Source organism: Paenibacillus turicensis, assembly GCF_050461185.1.
Classification (GTDB): Bacteria; Bacillota; Bacilli; order Paenibacillales; family Paenibacillaceae; genus Fontibacillus; species Fontibacillus turicensis_A.
Window position 1 is genome coordinate 1,184,183 of record NZ_JBCMOR010000005.1, and the last position, 20,584, is coordinate 1,204,766.

Consider the following 20,584-nt stretch of genomic DNA (forward strand, 5'->3'; position numbering starts at 1 on the left):
AACTTAAGGCCGTTCCCCTATAGTACCAAGCAGTCCTTGTAACGATTTGAACAATACGGCAAATAATTGCTCAAATGCATAGGTGAAGCTAGGTACAAGCAATAACAGTACAACTAAACCTACAACAATTTTTAAGGGAATCCCAATGACAAACACATTAAACTGTGGTGCTGAGCGAGCTAGAAAGCCTAATGCAACATCCGTTAGAAATAAGGCAACAACTAAGGGAGCTGCCATTTGAAACGAAAGTAAAAAGGCATTTCCGAATGTACGAATTAAAAATTCAGATACATTTCCTTGATAAATACGCTGAAACAACTCATTATCCAGTGGGATCCAGTTATAGCTACGAACAACCGCATCAATTAAGTAATGATGTCCATTCATCCCTAAAAAAACTAAAACCGCAAAAATGTATTTGAAGTTACCGATGACTGGTGCAGTTGTCCCCGTCATTGGATCAATGACATTGGCGATCCCAAATCCAATTTGAATATCGATAAAGGATCCTGCCATTTGAATGACTGCAAACATCAGCGATACAACATACCCCATTAAAAGACCAATTAAAACCTCTCTTATGACCATCAAAGCATAATTAAGATCGGTTGGCAGAGGTGTATTTACATCCTGAACAAAAAATATTAAAACGGCAATCATCGTTGAGAAACCTATTTTAAAGCTATTTGGCACATTTCGTGCTGAGAAAATAGGCGAAACTACAAAAAAAGCAGTTATTCGACAAAAGATTAACAAAAAAATGGACCAACCCTGTAACAAACTCCCTAATGTCATCATATAATCCTAACTAATATACTTGGCAAGATTATTAAAAATGTTATAAGTAAAATCTACTAATGTTGTTAAAATCCATGGTCCAAACAATAATAAAGCTACGAGAACAGCAACAATTTTGGGAACGAAAGCTAGCGTCTGCTCTTGAATTTGTGTAGTCGCTTGAAAAATACTAACTATCAAACCAACGGTAAGACCGATTAAAAGCATTGGTGCGCTTACTTTCAATACGGTAAAAACAGCTTGTCCGGCTAAACCGATTATAAATTCCGAACTCATTACCGCGTCCCCCTCTTACATTCATCAATTGATAATCAAAGCTCTATTCCATACTCTATTAACTTTTAAAAGCTAATTAACAACTGCTTTACAACGAGATACCAGCCGTCTACCAATACAAATAGTAGTATTTTAAATGGTAGTGAGATCATAACCGGTGGTAACATCATCATCCCCATAGCCATCAGCACACTGGCGACCACAATATCAATAATGAGAAATGGAATAAAAATCATAAATCCCATTTGAAAGCCTGTTTTGAGTTCACTTATTGCAAACGCAGGAATCATCACACTTAATGGAATGTCCTTATAGCTTTCAGGTGCCTTCGTCTTACTGTAATCTAGAAATAGCTTAATATCCTTAGGCCTTGTATGTGTATACATAAATTCCTTCATTGGAACGGCTGCCTTATCCAAAGCTTCTGTCTGTGTGATCTCTCCTTTGATATAAGGCTGAAGAGCAACCTGATTGATCGTAGATAAGGTAGGGCTCATCACAAACAAGGTTAAAAATAGGGCTAACCCAATCAAAACTTGGTTTGGTGGCATCTGCTGCGTTCCCAGTGAACTTCTAACAAAACCAAGTACGATAACAATTCTCGTAAAGCTTGTCATCAATACTAGAATTGCAGGTGCAATACTTAATACTGTAATAAGAAGGATGATAGACAATGAGCTAGTGCTAGGCTGTCCTGACGAATCTCCGATCTGAATCCCCACATTAGGTATGGGATTCACAGAGGCTGCAGAAGCTATAGACACACCTACAATGCTCCAAAGGCTTGCAATTAAGCCAATTATAATGAGCTTTTTCTTCATGAATCCCTCGACCGATCTGTAGTTTCTTGTTCCGATTCCTCCAGCAACTCTTGAATTTGCTGCTTACGATTAGGTCTCTTCTGAATTTGCGTCTGGAATACTTCATGGAAAGAGGAGCCTTCAAGTTCTTCTTCTTGAATGAAGCTCTCTTTCTTTTTAAAGCGCGTCATCAAATTAGATAACGCCGATGTAATCGCTGGGAACTCAGGATCAGCCTCTTCAAATGCTCGCTTCAAAAGCTCAATTTCATCGGGATCGGTAATTTTATCAACTAAATTGATATTTTCACCTACACCAACCAAATACATCGTTCCGCCGATTTGAATCACTTGAAGAGACTTGTTAGGCCCCAGTCCCACAGCACCCATCGTTTGTATTGAACGATTAGTTGAGGAAAGACGGTTCTTTCTACCTAAAAAACGTACCAATACGATAATTAAAACGATAATGATAGCAAGAACAACAATGACAGTTAACATATCCCCAATAGGATTATATTGACCTAAATCTTGAGTTTGTTCGTTAGCTAAGGGCAAAAACATAAGACTATAGGCCTAACGTTTTGTTGATTGCCTCAACTACACGATCAGATTGGAATGGTTTTACGATGAAATCTTTAGCACCAGCTTGAATCGCATCAATAACCATCGCTTGTTGACCCATTGCGGAACACATAATAACTTTTGCACTAGGTTCAATTTTTTTAATCTCTTTTAGTGCTGCAATCCCATCCATTTCAGGCATGGTAATATCCATCGTAATTAAGTCAGGATGCAATTCTTTATATTTTTCAACTGCTTGCGCACCGTCTTGTGCTTCTCCCACAACTTCAAATCCATTTTTTGTTAAAATATCACGAATCATCATTCTCATAAATGCTGCGTCGTCTACGATTAAAATTCTGTTAGCCATTAGTTAAAAATCCTCCCTGAAATGAATACTGTTATTTCAATTTTTGAATACGATCCCATTGGCTTACGATATCTGTGACACGTACCCCAAAGTTCTCATCAATAACAACAACCTCACCCTTGGCGATCAGTTTGTTGTTAACTAGAATATCCACAGGCTCACCAGCTAGCTTATCTAATTCTATGATTGAACCTTGTGATAACTCCAAAATATCTTTTATTTGCTTTTGGGTTCTCCCTAATTCTACGGTGACCTTAAGGGGAATGTCCATCAATAAATTTAAATTATTTTCATCCACTTGTCCATAAGCCGGGGTTGACAAATTAGAAAACTGTACAGGCTGTACATTTGTATGTCGTCCAGCTATTCCACCAAGATGATGTGGCTCGTTATAACCTTGCCCCATAGGCATATTTCCGTAACCTTGATTCGGAACCTGTGGTTGCATTGCAGCTGGTGGAGGCTGATTATACATCGGCTGCTCGTACATAGGCTGTGCAGGCATGACAGGCTCAGATGCAGGAGCTACTGGTGGTGCAGAAGAAGGTGTAGGTGTAGGTGTAGGCTCAGGTGCAGAAGTAGCTGGTTGCTCTTCCACAGCTTGTGGCTCTGAACCGTTAATTAAACGACTCACCATGTCTTTTGCAAATTCAACAGTTAACAACTGCATAATCGTAGAATCTATCAAATCACCAATTTTTAATCTAAATGAGATTTTAATTAATGTTTCATCTGGCGGTAGGCTGTTTAACCCATTCCCATCCGTCATATTTAAAATATCTATACCAGGTGGAGAGATATTTACAAACTGATTAAAAATAGTAGACATCGAGGTCGCAGAAGAGCCCATCATTTGATTCATCGCTTCTTGTACAGCACTAATATGAATCTCATTAAGCTCCTCATCTTGTGGGTTGCCTTCGCCACCTAACATGAGATCAGCAATGACTTGAGCGTCTCTAATTTTAATGACAAGTGAATTCATACCTTCAAAACCATCAACATATTCTACATGAATAGCAACATGAGGTTTTGGGAATTCCTCTTCAAATTTTGAACGTACAATGATCGATACTTTAGGGGTTGTAATATCTACTTTTTTATTTAAAAGTGTTGAAAGCGCAGTTGCCGCACTTCCAAACGTAATATTCCCAATCTCTCCCAATGCATCCTGCTCTAGCGGTGTTAAATAATCATCAACAGTTGGCTCAGTTTCGGCTAGGTTATCCATGCTAGCTTGCTTAAGCAGAGCATCAATCTCTTCTTGAGATAAATAGTCTTTACTCGTCATATTCCTCAACTCCTTCACTTACAATTTCATCAATTTGAACAGCAATCCGATCTTTAATTGTCCCTGGGCTTCCGATGTACTTCAGCTTATCTCCGATCCGTATCGCAAGTCCATCCTCAACTGGCTTATTCAAAGAAATTACATCTCCAACTGCTAAACTCAAAAATTCAGAAATTGTAATCTGTGATTCACCTAATTCAGCTACAATCGGCAATTTAGCTCGATGTACTCGGTGCTGTAATGCCTCTACCTCTTCAGGAACTCTAGACTTTTTCTGAGATACAAACCAATGATGCACAGACAATTTAGACATGATGGGCTCAATCACTACATGTGGGATACAGAGATTGATCATCCCTGTCGTATCCCCAATTTTTGTACTTAATGAAATTAGAGCTATCGTCTCATTGGGTGAAACAATTTGCATAAATTGTGGATTGGTTTCTAATGCCTCCATACGTGGATTAATATCCATCACGGTTTTCCACGCTTCTTGGAGACTATCAAAAGCTCTACTAAAAATTTTCTCCATAATAATGGTTTCAATTTCTGTTAAAGCCCCCATCTTAGAAGGCGCAGCACCGACACCTCCTAATAAACGATCTAACATCGCATAGGCAACGTTGGGATGAACTTCTAATACCATTCGTCCCTCCAGTGGCTCAGCTTCAAATATGTTCAGAATCGTCATCTTAGGAATAGATCGAATAAATTCATCGTAAGGTAATTGTTCTACCTGAACGACACTAATTTGTACAAAGGTGCGCAGTTGTGCGGAAAAATAGGTAGTGAGATATCGAGCAAAATTTTCATGAATTCGAGTTAAGCTGCGAATATGGTCTTTAGAAAACCGCACAGCTCTTTTAAAGTCATAAGCTCGTATTTTTTTCTGCGTCTCTTCCTTTTTTAGTTCTTCTGCATCCATTTCACCTGAAGACAACGCTGCAAGCAGTGCATCTATCTCATTTTGTGACATTACATCTACCATTTATCTCACCCCCTTAAAGAAATTGTACATTGATTGTTATTGATCAGATCGGTACCAATTGGAATTTTGTGATATCAATCTGAATCACTTTTCCTTCAGGCAGTGATTTGTTAATTAAATTTAAGAGCTTTGCGCTTAAATCATCTTTACCCTTTGCACCATTTAACTCCTCAGGCTTTGTATCAGCTAAAGTTTTAATAATGATTGGGGCAATTTTAAAGTCTTTAATTTTGTCAAAGGCTGCCTTTGACTCTGCACTATCTAATTGAAAAGCAAAATTAGCGACTACAATGTAGTTTGCATCAGCAGCATTTGTTTTAATTTCATCGATGGTTGAAGTAACCTCAACGATCTGATCGGCAGTTAAGCCCGCTGCGGGAGCTACATTTTGCACAGCATCTCTTACCTCATTTTCTGGGGTTGGCTGTGTATATGGCCTTATAAGTAATACTGCTGCTACTACGATAAGCGTAATTGATAATAAGATTGTAATCAGCCAAGGTGCCAATTTTTTCATGACAATTCCTCCGTTTGCTGCACTTTAATTGTTGCTGCATGAATGCCAATTTCACTATAGTAATCTCTAATTAGTGAAATGACTTCACTTGCTTTTTCCAATACTATAATACGCTTGCCTGTAACAAGGGTTACGTATGTATCAGGTGTTTCCTCAACCGCCTCTATCATGATGGCATTTAGCCACAATTGAGATCCGTTTATTCTTGTTACAGCGATCATAATATTCCTCCCACATGAATAGTAAAGTCAGGTTTGCTGAAGATAAATACACCCAAAATCAGGTTAAGTATAGAGGAGGATTTAAGCAATCATACTATCCTCCTCTATTATACGAATGTTTAGCGTTTCAAACTCATAATCTCTTGTAAAATTTCATCTGAAGTCGTAATGATACGAGAGTTAGCTTGGAAGCCACGTTGAGCAACGATCATTTCGGTAAATTCACCAGTTAAATCTACATTAGACATTTCAAGCTGTCCGGAAATAATTTTACCTGTTCCAGCCTCTTGGTTGTTTGCAGTTGTAAGAACTAGCTCTTCTGTCGTTGCGTTTGGAGTATTACGATATAAGCTACCACCAATTTTTTCTAGGCCCTCTGGGTTAACAACTCTAGCAACCCCAATTTGAGGTCCATCCTCATTCGTAGTCCCATCTGCCATTTTAGCGACAATTCTTCCATTTTGATCAATCGTAAAAGCTGTTACACCTTCTTCAAGCGTAATCGGTTCCCCGCCACTATCAACAACAAAAAATCCATCTGATGTAACTAATTGACGTGCAGCATCCAAATGGAAGTCTCCTGCTCTTGTCAAATAAGGCTCTTCTTGCTCGGTACTTAGCTTAACTAGGAAGAATCCGTCACCATCAATACGCAAATCAAGCGGATTATTTGTCGTCATCGCACTACCTGCTGTATGCAAGGTATCGATAGAACCGATCGATGAACCTAGACCAATTTGCTTAGCATTTGCACCACCTGTTGTGCCTTCTTGCGGTGCTGTTACGCCAGACACAGTTTGACTCATAATATCCTTAAACATGACTCTTCCTGCTTTAAAGCCCGCCGTATTTACGTTAGCAATGTTATTCCCGATTACGTCTAACTTCGTCTGAAAACCACGCATACCAGATACACCCGAATACATTGATCTTAACATTTACTTTCATTCCTCCTAAAGTAAGATAGAATTGCCCTAGCTGCTTCAGTCGATCCGCAACTAATGTATGGCTTTCCGAATCCGGGCCAGCCACTTAAGAAATAATTACTGCACTATCAATTTGCGTAAAAACATTGTTTTTCATGTTGCTTCCATCCATTGCAGTGACGACAGTTCGATTGTTCACATTAACGATCAGCGCCATATCTTTTAATAAAATCAGCGATTCCTTACCGCCTTTAGCAGCAACATCATTAATTGCATTTTCAATCTTTTGCAATTGCTCTGGCTTCAAATCAAGCCCTCTTTGCTCTAACCGCTTCACCGCATGGTTACTAAACCTGACAAGCGAGTTTTGCAGCATGTCCTGAAAGGAGGTCTGCTCATTATTTTTAGAAACCTGTGGCTTATGCTGCTGAGTTACAGCAGGTCCAATTCTTCCTGTATAAATCTGACCTACCTGAATCGGAGTATTCATGATGTTTTCTCCTCAGTAGATTCATTTGTGCCTGAGGTTTCTTTATCTTTGTCGTCCACCGCTGCTTTTACATCTTCAACTTGAACAATTTTGTCAAGCTCGAGCTCTTTACTACCAATCGTCACATAATGAACACCATTACGCACGACGATAGAATCAACAATTCCTGTTTCCTTTTCAATGATGACTTCAGCTTGTTTTGTTTTAATATCATAATTTCCAGTTTTCTTTTCTCCGTTCCACACCACTTGCTTCCCAATTAAGTTAGAGCTATTCCCAAGTGATTGTCCCATTCCTTTTAACTGATCAGATATTTTAGCAAGCTGTTCCACTGAAGTGAATTGAGCGGTCTGCGCAGCTAAATCTTTATTATCCATTGGAGAAGTAGGATCCTGATTTTTCATTTGTGCAATCATTAGCTTCAGAAACTCATCTTTTCCTAATGTATTATCTTTTTTTTCACCAGCTCTTCTTACATTATCTACAGAATAATAGGGCCAGCTTGTTTTGGGATACACTACATCAGACATGTTGCTCCTCCTTTCACTAATCTTATGGGCTAAGCTCTCGCAACGAATGAACTACCATATGCCCCTTCGCGCGTTTTAACCTCTGACATCCACTCGTTCCATTCCTCATTTAGATCGTTCACGAGTAAATGATCCTCTTCCTGTAGCTTACGGCGCTTATTACCTTGTTCTTGACCTGAACTGTTGCGTTGTCCATGGTCTTCATTATGATACATATGAGAAGACAAGGAGCTATTTTGGGTAACTTCAAGCTTTGTGACTTGAATACCTTGTGCTTGCAATGCAGCACGAAGTTGACTCATTTGGCCTTCAAGTGATTCTTTAGCTAATACATGCTCGGTTACAAATTGTGCGACCATCTGACCATTTTGCATCGTAATTTTCACATCAACCTGACCTAAATGCTCTGGATACAAGGAAATTCTAGCCTCAGAAAGCCCTTGAAGCTTCACAATATCAAACTTACCAACTAGAAAACCACTTACTTCTTTGGCAAAGCTTTCTACTGGCACGGGAGCTGGTAGACTTTTAACCTCTGCATTGGCATGATGGCGTAACGCAAGTTGACCTGCTGTTACGACTTGACCATTTTGCAAAGCATTAATCGATTCGTGATCGTTATGCTGTGTTGTATGATTAACCGCCTTGCTGGCATGTGCTGCATCCTTTAACTCAACCTGTCCATTCTTTTGACCATTACCTTGCATATCACTATTTAATGCTTGATTTACAATGACATTAGCTTTTGCAGGTTTGCTCTCGCCACTAGTTACATCCAACATTTTCTGCAATGATTGAAGCATGGTTTGGATCTGGTCTACAGGTAGCTTAGTTACTCCTGCTTGAGCCTGCTTCGCAGAGGACATCAATTGAGCAACTGCGTCTTGAATCGCAAACGTAATCGTTTGTGGGTGTTTTGCCAATTCTGACAATCCTTGCTCCAATTGACCATTTTGGGTCTGAGAATTAGTGGACTGTGTCTGCTGTAAAAAAGCCTGAACACCCTGTAGCCAACCTTGCAATGCAGCTAATAGGTTTCCATCCTCAGTTAACTGATTCTCCAGCTTGTCTAGCTTAGCTCCAAGATCCAGCAGTAACTTGGCAACTGTTTCATCTTCACCTTGAATTTCAGTACTACTTGCACCTTCTACTAGCCCTGCTAGTGTCAACAAAGACAAAGTTGAACTGTTCAAGTTAGTATTAGTGCCACCGCTACCCATCATTGCAAGTAGAGCTTGTCCAAAACCTTGATCAGATACCGCAGATTGACCGCCAGTACTGCTCACAACACTTGATGATGGTGAGGCTGTAATTGCGGAAATCGCTTGACTCATTTTATTATTCACCTCCTTTCCTAGTACGTTTATTTAGCAACTAGCTTATTCAAAATTTTTGCCGCTTCAGTTTGATTACTTTTGGTCATCGATGCCAAGATTTTTGACCGTGCTGCATCATCTATGGAATTAAGAATTTTCAATGCCTTATCAGGACTAATTTTATACGTCTGCAAAAGTAGCTCTGACGCTGAATCAGCAGACATTGTAGAAAATGTAGCACTTAGTTGAGCATCCGTTAGACCTGTATTCACCTTAGAAGTTGCTGCCTCTGTCTCTGCCTCTTTTTTTAATCTTGATTGCAATGCAGCAATATTTAAGTCCTCAGATGTGGTAGCATCCTTGAGTTTAATCGAAATATCAGCCGCTTTTTGTGCATCCATTTTTTCTAGAATGGCGGCCTTATTTTCGTTCCCCATTTGGCTTAGCATTTGTAATGCTTCATCTGTTGTGAGCTTCTCTATAATTGCTGCAGCTTTTTTAGGACTCATTTGCGCATATAGCTGGGCAAGCTTTTTTACTTCTTTTTGATAAGCTGCTTGCTCCTCACTTTGCTCTGCTTTTTGCTTCACAGAACGTTCTTGTTCCAACGTTGCTTGAAGAGCTTTAGCCTTTTCAGCTTGTTCTGTGGCCTGCTGGTTTGCTTCCTTTAAATCTGTTTCTTGTTTTGCCACCTGCTCTTTTAATTGTTTGACTGTAGCATCTGTACTTTCTTGCTGCTTTTTCTCATCCTGCTCTTTATCCTCTTTTTTGTTGGCATCTCCAGCAACACCATCCGGCTCAGGAATAAAATCACGCACGATGGGAATTCGATTTCCCCAATCCAACATAACATTGCGAAAATTAACATTAAGAAGTGTGAGAAGGACACTTAGTAAAACAATCGTAAATATGATTGGCGCGACAAAAAATAAAAACCTTGCAAAGCGACCACCAGATTCAGCTTCATAATCTTCTTCAATTTCATTTTGTTCCAAGTCCGTACCCTCCTTTGCAGTCAAAGATTATTCCCACCTTGATTCTAATGGGCTCTCATAGCAAACCGGACCGTCGCCATTTCATCCAGCTCATTTTGTTCACGAAGAAGCATCTCTTGCTGAAATCTACCCTGAGCTTTCTCTTTTGACTTCATCCATACCTTTTCATCCAGCATCTTGTCATTAAGTATAATCTTCTTATTTTCCACTACTTGTTCTGCACGAAACACATCTTGTAATTTAGTAGAAATACATTGATCTAAATAATCCACATAATATTGCAATTCATTTAAGCTTTGAATGGAAGAACAATTCTCCATCTCCGCTTGAATTTTAATCGCTGTATTTTTTTTCTCTGTATACAACTGTTCTAGTGACTGTTGTTCACTATGTAAGTGACCCACTGCCGCAGAAAACACCCACTCTGCTTGCGTTTTTTCATTGGACTTTAAATCCAACACCTTTTGATAGGCATACCGAAATTTCATGGATTAAGCACTCATCCCTTCGAGAATTCAGCAATTAAACGTTGTTGTACTTCTTCTAAATGAACCTTTTCATCTACCTTTTGCCTCGTAAACCCTAATATACTTTGATTGGCATCAATCGCTTCATCGATTTCAGGGTTAGAGCCCTGCTGATAAGCTCCGATATTAATTAAATCTTCGGAATCTTTATACACTGAAAGCAATCGCCTTAAATTTGAGGCCGCATCATTTTGTTCCTCAGGTACAATATCTTTCATCACCCGGCTAATGCTAGCTAAAATATCTATAGCAGGGAAATGGCCTTTATTGGCAATGCCACGATTTAATACGATGTGACCATCTAAAATCCCTCTGACTGCATCTGCGATTGGCTCATTCATATCGTCCCCGTCTACCAATACCGTATAAAAGGCTGTAATTGACCCTGCAGATGAAGTTCCTGCTCGTTCCATTAATTTGGGCAATGCCGCAAATACGGATGGCGTATACCCACGCATTGCAGGGGGTTCACCAACAGCCAAGCCAACCTCACGTAATGCCATTGCATATCTAGTTACCGAATCCATCATAAGCATGACGTTTAATCCGCGGTCACGAAAATATTCCGCAATTGTGGTTGCAATTAGGGCACCCTTCATCCGTATAAGTGCCGGTTGGTCAGAGGTAGCTACAATAACGACGGAACGCTCTAGCCCTTCAGGACCGAGATCACGCTCAATAAAATCTAGCACCTCACGACCACGCTCACCAATTAGAGCAATCACATTTACATCCGCTGAGGTTCCTCTAGCAATCATGCCCATAAGGGTACTTTTCCCAACACCAGAACCTGCAAATATACCTACCCGTTGACCTTTTCCGATAGTAAGCAAGCCATCAATCGCTCTGACACCAATGCTGATCGGCTCAGCAACTCTAGGTTTAGTTAGTGGATTAAGAGGCTTGCTGTAGGTGGAATAATGCCCCATTCTAGATGGGAGTACTGATCCATCCAGGGGTTGTCCTAACCCATCAAGCACCTTACCTAATAGCTCAGAACCAACCTGAACCGTTAGTGGCTTGCCGGTACCTACAACATCACAGCCAGGACCAATCGCATGTAATTCCCCTAAAGGCATCAGCAATACCTTGTTGTCCCGAAAACCAACAACCTCTGCCTGTAGTGGTTGCGTAGATTTACTTGGGTAGATGTAACATACGTCACCAATGCTTGCATCAGGCCCTTCAGACTCGACCATCAAACCTACAACTTGAGTGACCTTCCCATTAATTCGCACAGGATCAATCTGCCGTAGATGGTCAATGTATCGTTCAGAATTAAGTCTCATCTTGACGTTGCTCCTCGACCTGCATTGAAATTCGTTGCAGTTCTTTTTTGATTTCCTTGAGTTGGGTGTCAATTCTAGCATCTACGCTACCAAATGAAGAACGAATGACACATCCACGATCAAGCACAGTAGGATCAGGTAAAATTTGTAGCTCTGCTTGAGAATCTACAGATAACCCTAGCTCTTCTCGTGCTGCTTGAACAAATGCGAAATAGGCTGGAGCTACACATAATGTAATGACGCCTTGCTCTCGTTTCCGTGCTAGGCTCTGCTTAATTAGTGACAGCATATATTCAGGATCAAGGGAAAGCTCCTTATCAATTACTTTCTCGGCAATCGCACAACTGAGTTCAACAACAAAAGGTTCTGCTTCTTGTATTATGGCTTCTTTTTCAGAATAAGCTAACTCCAGGACGTTACTTGCTTCATCCATCATTTCATTTATATTTTGCTGTAAAGTTTCTTCTGCATGTGCTTTGCCTTCCTCATATCCCTGATTAAAGCCTTCTGCTCTAATCGCTTCGACGAGATCTTCATCCTGCTGTCTACGCTCTTCCCACCAAGCTTCGATCTGCTCCTTCGCTTCAGCAAGCAAGCGATCTGCTTCTTCCGCAGCTTCTCTAACTTGCCGCTCTGCAAATTCCTTTGCATCCGTCAGCATTTGTTTCCTAGTTTCTTCTGCCTCAATGTCAGCCTCGGAAACTTTACTTTCAATACTCGGAGAAGCTTCTTCTACAACTTCTGCTTCTTCCTCTTGCGCATAATTCTTTCCTAAATTAAGCTGTTTCAGGACTTCAATAGGCACGTACTGCGATACCTTAATGAGATTAGACAATGATGTCATCCCCTCCACCGCGGGCTATAATAATTTCTCCTGATTCTTCCAGTCTGCGGATGGTAGATACAATACGAGTTTGTGCTTCTTCTACATCGCGCAACCGCACAGGACCCATAAATTCCATTTCTTCTTTGAAGGTATCCGCCATACGTTTGGACATATTACGGAATACAGCCTCTCGAACCTCTTCACTCGCAACTTTAAGCGCAAGCTGTAAGTCTGCATTTTCGATGTCACGAATAATACGTTGAATAGAACGATTGTCGATATTGACAATATCCTCGAACACGAACATCCGTTTTTTGATTTCTTCAGCAAGCTCTGGATCTTGAACCTCCAAGGAGTCTAAAATAGTACGTTCTGTACCACGATCGACACCATTCAAAATTTGAACAATTGATTCAATACCACCCGCAGATGTGTAATCTTGAGTAACGGTAGCAGATAACTTTTGTTCCAATACACGCTCAACCTGTGAAACTACTTCAGGTGAAGTACTATCCATCACTGCAATTCTGCGAGCGACCTCAGCTTGCTTTTCTTGTGGCAAGGAGGACAAAATCATCGCCGCTTGTTCAAATTGCAAATACGATAACACCAAAGCGATCGTTTGTGCATTTTCGTTTTGAATAAAGTTCAAAATCTGGTTTGGATCTGCTTTTCTAGCGAAATCAAAAGGTCTAACTTGTAACGTTGCTGTTAAACGGTTAATGATGTCATACGCTTTGTTTGTTCCAAGTGCTTTTTCCAGAATCTCTTTGGCGTAATTGATACCGCCTTGGGTAATATATTCCTGAGCTAAGCAAATTTGATGGAACTCTGCCATAATAGTTTCTTTTTCATTGGCATCTACTTTTCGGACATTGGCAATTTCTAACGTTAACTGCTCAATTTCCTCATCGCGTAAATGCTTGAATATTTGAGCAGATACCTCTGGTCCAAGCGTAATTAATAAAATCGCTGCTTTCTGCTTCCCAGTTAAACCCTGTGAAGTTGTTGCTCTAGACATATTTTCCACCTCTATTCATCAGCCAGCCATGTGCGTAATAGGTTGACGAATTCTTCTGGTTTCTTTTTCGCCAAAGTTTCTAGTTGCTTTCTTACTTGATTTTCATTCGTTATTGTTTCTAGGTTAATAGAAGGCAGTTCTGATAATAATGGTTGAGGAATTTCATCTTCCAATAGCTCTTCTTCTTGTTGCTTTTTCTTACGAGAACGGAAAATGAGTACTCCCGCACCTAAACCTACTAATAGTGCAGCGGCAGCTGTACCCCATACCCAAGGGTTAGATAAACTAAAGACATTTGTGTTGATGTCGTCACCCTGGAAGCTTTGGGAGAGAACCGCAACTTTATTAAGTAGTTCTGCGTCTGTATAGGTAGTTCCTGAATCTGCCAAATAGGAGCCAACAATATTTTTTAGAATATTTTCTATTGCTGTCTTCGTATTGTCATCTAAAGTTTGTTGTCCAGTAGGTGGATCAACCGCAACATTAATACTTAAGTCTTTAACAATATAAGGGCTAGCAACAATATCTTTCGTGATTCTATTCACTTCATAGTTAATTGTTGATGAAGATTTTTCTGAGCTAGACCCACCCGATTGATCAGCGGACGGATAACCCGGAACATCCTCTACTCCAGTGCCTGGCGTACCACTGTTGGTATCTCCTTGGCCAGTAAAACTTTCCTGAACCTTTTGGGCACTAATTTCTATCCCCTTCATGTTTTCAGTATCAACAGGAGTTACGAGATTTTCCTTTTGACTTACTTGGTCAAAATTTAGTTTAGAAGCAACAAGCACCTCAATTTTATCTGGTCCAGTTAGCTTAGATAAAAATTGCTTAACTGCAATACGAACATCGCTCTCAAACTTTTTTTGCAGTGCCAGGTTTTCTTGAACTGCGCTTGATAGAGAAGCTTTCGTGCCCCCTTGACCAGTGGGCAACAATACTGTGTCATCACTAGAAGAAATCGAGATGTTTTCAACTGGTAGATTAGGTACTGATGTTTTTACTAGATTAAAATAACCATCTATGGCTTCTTGGGGGACGCGATATCCCGGCTTAAATTTCATTACGATCGAAGCAGAAGCCTTTTCTTGTTCATCTAAATTAGCAAACACATTTTCTGCTGGTAGATTAATGAGCACTTTCGCATCTGCAACACCTTGCATCCGCTTTAACAGTTGTTCAACCTCACCGTTGAGTGCAGCCTTATATTTCACTTTAAATTCATTATCTGTTGTACCAATAAGGGAAGAACTGTTGTTGAACGATTCCCATCCGATTGATCCACTTTTAATGATACCTTGTGAGCCTACATTTACTTTTACTAGTGCTGCTTGTTTACTTGGAACTGAAATACTTGCTCCATCATCACTAAGCTTATAAGGTATAGAGTTTGAATTTAAATAAGTGATAATACCTGCCGCATCAGCGGAATCAAGATTGTTAAACGCAACTTCATATTCTGTTTTTGAAAATTGAATTGTCATTAGGATAATCGCCAATAGTATGAAGGCGACCGTAGAAACCAAGAGCGTTTTTTGCTTTTTACTAAAATGGTTCCAATATCCCGTTACTTTATCCCGATATTGGGTAATTCTTTCATTCACATTGTCACCTCATCCAAAGCTGCTGTAATCATTTTGAATTACATTTGAATTCGCATAATCTCTTGGTAAGCTTCTACGACTTTATTTCGCACGTTTGTTGTAAGCTGTAAGCTTAACATCGCCTGTTCAGAAGCAATCATCACTTGGTCAACGTTAACTTTTCCAAGCTGGAAGTTTTCGTTCATTTTAGTAACATTATTTTCTTGAGCAGCTACACTATTAAGCGCATCATTCAAATAACTACCAAATTGTTTAATAGACTCTGAGGGAGTTGGTGAGCTAGAATTTGTCACCTGTGGAGTATTGCTAGCAAGACCTGCTATTCGGTCGAAGTTCATCTTCTGTATCAAAGTTGCACTCTCCTATGGGTAGTTTAGTTTCTGTTTCTGTTGTTTTCCTATACCTTCTTAATCTCTATCTTGTTTATTTCCCTATTTGTAATGCTTTTGAGATCATAGATTTTGTAGCATTCAAAGTTGTTACATTTGCTTCATAAGAACGTGTTGCGGAGATCATGTCTACCATCTCCTTCAAAATATCAACATTAGGCATATACACATACCCTTCCCGATTAGCATCAGGATGTGTTGGATTATAGACCGGTTTCAAAGGCGACTGATCTTCCTCAATTTTAGTAATCTTGACACCTTGAGAAGACGTTTCGCTGCTTCCCATGGCTGTTGCTAATGCACCGTCAAAGCTTAGCTTATTAGGCGCCATCACTACCGTTTTGCGTCGATAAGGAACCGCTTCGCCGTTTTCAATTTTAGCTCTTGTTGTTTCTGCGTTGGCAATATTAGAAGATATAACATCCATTCTCAAACGTTGTGCAGTCAGTGCGGATGAGCTAATGCTAAAGCTGTTGCTGATTTTCATGTATGTTATCTCCCCTCTACTGCAAGTCTTTTCATTTTAATTTGATAATTAACCTGTTCTATGTACGAGTTATATCGAAGCTGGTTCTCTGCCAAAGAGCTCATTTCACTATCAATATCAACATTATTCAGGTTGTTATTCATGGAGGTGGTTTGATCGCTTTCTACCTTCGCACTAGGTATTTGGTTCGTTGGACCTATGACAAAATGTCTATAGTCAGTTCTTTTGCCCTGTAATGCCGGTGTGTCTCCATTCATCTGTTCCTGAAGTAAGCTCTCGAATGACACATTTGATCGTTTAAAATAAGGGGTGTCAACATTTGCAATGTTGTTTGATATTACTTCTTGTCTTAAGTTCGCTGCATCAATTGCGTTCTCCAATCTTTGGAAGCCCACCCCGCCTAACAATTTCATTATCTTTCCCCCTTATAATTATCATATAAACTACAAAAACCTAGGAAGTGTTAAATTCAACATCGCGTGTCGAATTTCCTCTTTTAAAAGTATAAATAATTGTTTTTTCGACATTTAATCGTTTTAGTCTATCGTCTTTCTAACGTCCTAGACTAAAATGAATTAAAGAAATGTCGTATATCCTAAGTTTCATAGAGATTGGACTTATTTACAATAAGAAAAAAGCACTATCTTTACAGAAATTAACGAATAAAGTTTCATAAAGTTGAAACAATTCCACTATTTTTCATCAATTTACAGAAATTCGGAGCAATAATATCAAAAATTAAAATATTTTAATGATACCCCTTTAGGGCATATTTTTGTAAAGTCAAATAAAAAAATAGAATGCCGTTAGACCTATTTTCGGCCTATTAGCATTCTACTTGAACACAAAAATAAATAATATTTTGTAGTTTTATAGGATAAATTGGCTTAAATCTCTATCTTTCGCAATATCCCCAAGCTTTTCTCGTACATATTCAGGTGTGATAACCATGCTGTCTAATGTTAATTCTGGAGCTTCAAAGGATAGATCCTCAAGTAATTTTTCTAAAATTGTATGCAATCGTCTTGCACCAATGTTTTCGGTATTGCTATTTACAGAGGCGGCAATTCGCGCAATTTCCCTAATCGCCTCGTCAGAAAACTGAACATCGATATTTTCTGTACGCAGTAATTCCGTGTATTGCTTTGTAAGCGCATTTTTAGGTTCTGTTAATATAGACACAAAGTCATCCAAGGATAAGCTACTTAGCTCCACCCGAATCGGGAAACGACCTTGAAGCTCTGGAATCAAATCAGAAGGCTTAGCAATATGGAAAGCACCCGCTGCGATAAACAAAATGTAATCGGTTTTAACTGGACCATATTTCGTCATTACCGTTGAACCCTCAACTAGTGGTAAAATATCACGCTGTACACCTTCACGTGACACATCTGGTCCTGAAGCACCACTGCGACTGGCAACTTTATCTATTTCATCGATGAAAATGATACCGGATTGTTCTACACGCTTAATCGCTTCCTGCGTCAGATCATCTTGATCCACCATCTTGTTTGCTTCCTCTTGTGTTAGCACTTTACGTGCTTCCTTAATGGAAAGCTTCCGTTTTTTTGATCTTTTTGGCAAAAAGCTTCCGAACATTTCTTGCATATTCATACCAAGCTGATCGTTTCCTTGACCCGCAAACATATCCATCATATTTGGAGCCGTATCCTCGACCTCAACCTCAATAATGTCATCCTCTAGGTAGCCAGACAATAGCTTAAATTTAACCTTACGGCGTTCTTCGATAATCGCAGCGTCTTCCTCTTCCTTATCTTCTTGTTGTTTGTCAGAGTTGTTATTATTCCCAAATAACATTTCAAATGGATTAGATCCACTTTTAGATTTCTTTTTGGACGGAACTAATATTTGCAAAATACGTTCATTGGCGAGTTCTCCTGCCTTATCCTTCACTAGCTCTGTTCGTTCAGACTTTAAGCTACGAATAGCAGTCTCAATCAAATCACGTACCATCGATTCTACATCACGACCAACATAACCAACCTCAGTAAACTTAGTCGCTTCAACTTTAAGAAAAGGCGCTCCAACAAGCTTAGCTAATCGACGCGCAATTTCTGTTTTTCCTACTCCCGTAGGTCCTATCATCAAAATATTTTTAGGTACAATTTCATCCTGCACCTCTTCACCTAGTAAGCTTCTCCGATAGCGATTACGTAGTGCAACCGCCACCGATTTCTTAGCTTGCTTTTGCCCTACAATATATTTATCAAGTTCAGCTACAATTTGCCGAGGCGTTAAATTTCTTTCAACCATTGGGCATCCCTCCTTCGTGATAACACGGGTTATAACTCTTCAACAATAATATTGTTGTTCGTATACACACATATTTCAGCAGCCACCTGAAGGGCTTCTCTTGCAATATCTTTTGCTTCTAAGGTTGTAGCATGTCGCTTGAGCGCACGTGCAGCAGACAAGGCATAATTGCCGCCTGAGCCAATCGCAAGAATCTCATCATCTGGCTCAATAATTTCCCCACCACCAGATACTAATAGCATTCCGCTTTTATCCATCACAATTAGTAACGCTTCTAGCTTACGCAAAACACGATCTTGACGCCAATCTTTTGCTAGCTCTACCGCTGCACGCTGTAAGTTACCATGATGCTCCTCTAGCTTTCCTTCAAACTTCTCAAACAACGTAATTGCATCTGCAACTGATCCTGCAAAACCAGCTAAAACCTGACCGCGATATAAACGACGTACCTTTTTAGCTGTCTGCTTCATAATGACACTTTCGCCAAAGGTAACTTGCCCATCCCCAGCGATTGCGCATTTACCGTTGTGCCGAACAGCACATATTGTTGTTGCGTGAAATGTAGGAACCATTCTAGGTACTCCTCTCTATCTCTTAAGTAAACACCTAATACTATGTAGCTATTATACGCCAACTACAAACGACTTCGCCAATTTAGGTGGGAAGCCGTTATTTTGTAGTTTATAATGATCCACTAAACAGTTTAAAATGAGACAAATTCAAAATAAATCTAGAAAACATTAAACCTAAATTTTATTTTCTAAAAAGCTTTTCAAGCTGTTTAACGCTCTGTGAGCTAAAGCTTCATTTTTTTCTGCCTTTTTGCGATAACGAGTATCTAGCTTAGGGAATAACCCAAAGTTAGCATTCATCGGCTGGAAGTTATCAAAATCTGCAGTTGTAATATATCTCGCCATACTACCTAATGTTGTATCCTCTGGGAATACAATACCTTGTTGATCCATTGCTGCTCTAGCTGCATTAATACCTGCGATAAGTCCAGATGCAGCTGATTCAACATAACCTTCAACCCCCGTCATTTGACCTGCAAAAAATAATGTAGGTCTACTTTTTAATTGATAGGTTGGTTCAAGTAGTTTTGGAGAATTTAAAAATGTATTACGATGCATGACGCCATAACGTACAAACTCCGCTTGTTCTAATCCTGGAATCATGGAAAACACCCGTTTTTGCTCTCCCCATTTCAAATGGGTTTGAAAGCCTACCAAGTTATACAAGGTCGCAGCAGCATTGTCCTGACGCAATTGCACGACAGCATGAGGGATCTTCCCAGTTTTCGGGTCAGGCAAGCCAACTGGCTTCATCGGTCCAAACAATGCGGTTTGCTTACCACGACGCATCATAATTTCAATGGGCATACAGCCCTCGAAATAAATTTCCTTTTCAAACTCCTTTAACTGGGCTACCTCAGCTGTAATTAAAGCATCATAAAAAGCATCAAATTCCTCTTCAGTCATTGGGCAGTTTAAATATGCTGCCTCACCCTTATCATAACGAGAAGCTAAATATACCTTATTCATATCAATTGAATCTTTTTCTATAATTGGAGCAGCAGCATCATAAAAATAAAAGTACTCCTGTCCAGTTAGCTTTTGAATCTGCTCAGATAATGCCGGTGAGGTAAGTGGGCCTGTTGCGACAACAACAATCCCTTCCTCAGGTAACTGCTGAAGCTCTTCATTTACAACTGTGACAAGTGGATGCTCATGTAGTGTTGATGTAATTTCCCCAGAAAATCCATCACGATCCACTGCCAATGCACCGCCAGCAGGTACAGCATGATTATCTGCTGCACCTAGCACTAGCGAATCTAACATTCTCATTTCTTCCTTTAATACACCTACAGCATTAGTTAAACCATTGGCGCGTAAAGAATTACTGCATACTAGCTCTGCAAATTTATCGGTATGATGCGCAGGGGTTTTGACCACTGGACGCATTTCATATAATGTAACAGGAATTCCTCGTTTAGCAATTTGCCAAGCAGCTTCACTACCTGCAAGCCCTGCTCCGATTACTGTAACTCCCTTAGTTAACTCGGTCATAAATTGTATCCCCCACA

25 protein-coding genes are annotated in these 20,584 nt (G+C 39.8%); all 25 read right to left on the bottom strand.

Annotated features, from left to right (window positions below; genetic code table 11):
• Positions 1–3: 3 nt before the first annotated feature.
• Positions 4–795, bottom strand: a complete 792-nt coding sequence (gene fliR / locus ABE099_RS07605) for a flagellar biosynthetic protein FliR (protein WP_210087842.1) — start codon at positions 793–795, stop codon at positions 4–6.
• A 9-nt stretch (positions 796–804) separates the two neighbouring features.
• Positions 805–1,074 carry a flagellar biosynthesis protein FliQ gene (gene fliQ / locus ABE099_RS07610; RefSeq protein ID WP_210087843.1) on the bottom strand — a complete coding sequence of 90 codons (270 nt, stop codon included), beginning with the start codon at positions 1,072–1,074 and terminating at the stop codon, positions 805–807.
• A 65-nt stretch (positions 1,075–1,139) separates the two neighbouring features.
• Positions 1,140–1,895 (bottom strand): flagellar type III secretion system pore protein FliP, encoded by a 756-nt coding sequence (gene fliP / locus ABE099_RS07615; RefSeq protein WP_210087844.1) that lies wholly within the window; start codon positions 1,893–1,895, stop codon positions 1,140–1,142.
• Positions 1,892–2,437, bottom strand: coding sequence for a flagellar biosynthetic protein FliO (locus ABE099_RS07620; RefSeq protein WP_430028962.1), 546 nt, complete (start codon positions 2,435–2,437; stop codon positions 1,892–1,894). The genes fliP and ABE099_RS07620 overlap by 4 nt, the downstream gene beginning before the upstream one ends.
• 4 nt (positions 2,438–2,441) lie before the next feature.
• Positions 2,442–2,807 carry a response regulator gene (locus ABE099_RS07625; protein WP_210087846.1) on the bottom strand — a complete coding sequence of 122 codons (366 nt, stop codon included), beginning with the start codon at positions 2,805–2,807 and terminating at the stop codon, positions 2,442–2,444.
• A gap of 31 nt (positions 2,808–2,838) precedes the next feature.
• Positions 2,839–4,098 (bottom strand): flagellar motor switch phosphatase FliY, encoded by a 1,260-nt coding sequence (gene fliY / locus ABE099_RS07630; protein ID WP_430028965.1) that lies wholly within the window; start codon positions 4,096–4,098, stop codon positions 2,839–2,841.
• The gene (gene fliM, locus ABE099_RS07635) at positions 4,088–5,086 is read right to left on the bottom strand and encodes a flagellar motor switch protein FliM (protein WP_210087848.1); all 999 of its coding nucleotides are present in this window, start codon (positions 5,084–5,086) and stop codon (positions 4,088–4,090) included. Before fliM ends, fliY begins: the two co-directional genes overlap by 11 nt.
• A gap of 43 nt (positions 5,087–5,129) precedes the next feature.
• Positions 5,130–5,603, bottom strand: coding sequence for a flagellar basal body-associated FliL family protein (locus ABE099_RS07640; RefSeq protein WP_430028969.1), 474 nt, complete (start codon positions 5,601–5,603; stop codon positions 5,130–5,132).
• Complete coding sequence (locus ABE099_RS07645; protein ID WP_430028971.1) at positions 5,600–5,824, bottom strand: flagellar FlbD family protein; 225 nt, start codon at positions 5,822–5,824, stop codon at positions 5,600–5,602. The genes ABE099_RS07640 and ABE099_RS07645 overlap by 4 nt, the downstream gene beginning before the upstream one ends.
• Positions 5,825–5,943: 119 nt before the next feature.
• A complete protein-coding gene (flgG, locus tag ABE099_RS07650) occupies positions 5,944–6,762 on the bottom strand; it encodes a flagellar basal body rod protein FlgG (protein WP_430028973.1) in 819 nt (272 codons plus the stop codon).
• Positions 6,763–6,856: 94 nt separating this feature from the next.
• Positions 6,857–7,240, bottom strand: a complete 384-nt coding sequence (locus tag ABE099_RS07655; RefSeq protein WP_430028975.1) for a TIGR02530 family flagellar biosynthesis protein — start codon at positions 7,238–7,240, stop codon at positions 6,857–6,859.
• Positions 7,237–7,770, bottom strand: a complete 534-nt coding sequence (locus ABE099_RS07660; RefSeq protein WP_430028977.1) for a flagellar hook assembly protein FlgD — start codon at positions 7,768–7,770, stop codon at positions 7,237–7,239. Before ABE099_RS07660 ends, ABE099_RS07655 begins: the two co-directional genes overlap by 4 nt.
• A gap of 29 nt (positions 7,771–7,799) precedes the next feature.
• Positions 7,800–9,104 (bottom strand): flagellar hook-length control protein FliK, encoded by a 1,305-nt coding sequence (locus ABE099_RS07665; protein WP_430028979.1) that lies wholly within the window; start codon positions 9,102–9,104, stop codon positions 7,800–7,802.
• Positions 9,105–9,133: 29 nt separating this feature from the next.
• Positions 9,134–10,081 (bottom strand): MotE family protein, encoded by a 948-nt coding sequence (locus ABE099_RS07670; RefSeq protein ID WP_430028981.1) that lies wholly within the window; start codon positions 10,079–10,081, stop codon positions 9,134–9,136.
• A gap of 44 nt (positions 10,082–10,125) precedes the next feature.
• The gene (gene fliJ, locus ABE099_RS07675; protein ID WP_430028983.1) at positions 10,126–10,569 is read right to left on the bottom strand and encodes a flagellar export protein FliJ; all 444 of its coding nucleotides are present in this window, start codon (positions 10,567–10,569) and stop codon (positions 10,126–10,128) included.
• A gap of 11 nt (positions 10,570–10,580) precedes the next feature.
• Positions 10,581–11,897 carry a flagellar protein export ATPase FliI gene (gene fliI / locus ABE099_RS07680; RefSeq protein ID WP_430028985.1) on the bottom strand — a complete coding sequence of 439 codons (1,317 nt, stop codon included), beginning with the start codon at positions 11,895–11,897 and terminating at the stop codon, positions 10,581–10,583.
• Positions 11,887–12,732 (bottom strand): FliH/SctL family protein, encoded by an 846-nt coding sequence (locus ABE099_RS07685; RefSeq protein ID WP_430028987.1) that lies wholly within the window; start codon positions 12,730–12,732, stop codon positions 11,887–11,889. Before ABE099_RS07685 ends, fliI begins: the two co-directional genes overlap by 11 nt.
• Positions 12,725–13,744, bottom strand: coding sequence for a flagellar motor switch protein FliG (gene fliG / locus ABE099_RS07690; RefSeq protein ID WP_210087859.1), 1,020 nt, complete (start codon positions 13,742–13,744; stop codon positions 12,725–12,727). Before fliG ends, ABE099_RS07685 begins: the two co-directional genes overlap by 8 nt.
• 11 nt (positions 13,745–13,755) lie before the next feature.
• Positions 13,756–15,351 carry a flagellar basal-body MS-ring/collar protein FliF gene (gene fliF, locus ABE099_RS07695; protein WP_430028990.1) on the bottom strand — a complete coding sequence of 532 codons (1,596 nt, stop codon included), beginning with the start codon at positions 15,349–15,351 and terminating at the stop codon, positions 13,756–13,758.
• Positions 15,352–15,389: 38 nt separating this feature from the next.
• Positions 15,390–15,701, bottom strand: coding sequence for a flagellar hook-basal body complex protein FliE (fliE, locus tag ABE099_RS07700; RefSeq protein ID WP_430028992.1), 312 nt, complete (start codon positions 15,699–15,701; stop codon positions 15,390–15,392).
• A 73-nt stretch (positions 15,702–15,774) separates the two neighbouring features.
• A complete protein-coding gene (flgC, locus tag ABE099_RS07705) occupies positions 15,775–16,227 on the bottom strand; it encodes a flagellar basal body rod protein FlgC (protein WP_430028994.1) in 453 nt (150 codons plus the stop codon).
• Positions 16,228–16,232: 5 nt separating this feature from the next.
• Complete coding sequence (gene flgB / locus ABE099_RS07710) at positions 16,233–16,640, bottom strand: flagellar basal body rod protein FlgB (protein ID WP_210087862.1); 408 nt, start codon at positions 16,638–16,640, stop codon at positions 16,233–16,235.
• Positions 16,641–17,097: 457 nt separating this feature from the next.
• Positions 17,098–18,501, bottom strand: coding sequence for an ATP-dependent protease ATPase subunit HslU (hslU, locus tag ABE099_RS07715; RefSeq protein ID WP_430028996.1), 1,404 nt, complete (start codon positions 18,499–18,501; stop codon positions 17,098–17,100).
• Positions 18,502–18,530: 29 nt separating this feature from the next.
• Positions 18,531–19,073, bottom strand: a complete 543-nt coding sequence (gene hslV / locus ABE099_RS07720) for an ATP-dependent protease subunit HslV (RefSeq protein WP_210087864.1) — start codon at positions 19,071–19,073, stop codon at positions 18,531–18,533.
• 174 nt (positions 19,074–19,247) lie between these two features.
• Positions 19,248–20,567, bottom strand: a complete 1,320-nt coding sequence (trmFO, locus tag ABE099_RS07725; RefSeq protein ID WP_430028998.1) for a methylenetetrahydrofolate--tRNA-(uracil(54)-C(5))-methyltransferase (FADH(2)-oxidizing) TrmFO — start codon at positions 20,565–20,567, stop codon at positions 19,248–19,250.
• Positions 20,568–20,584: the final 17 nt, after the last annotated feature.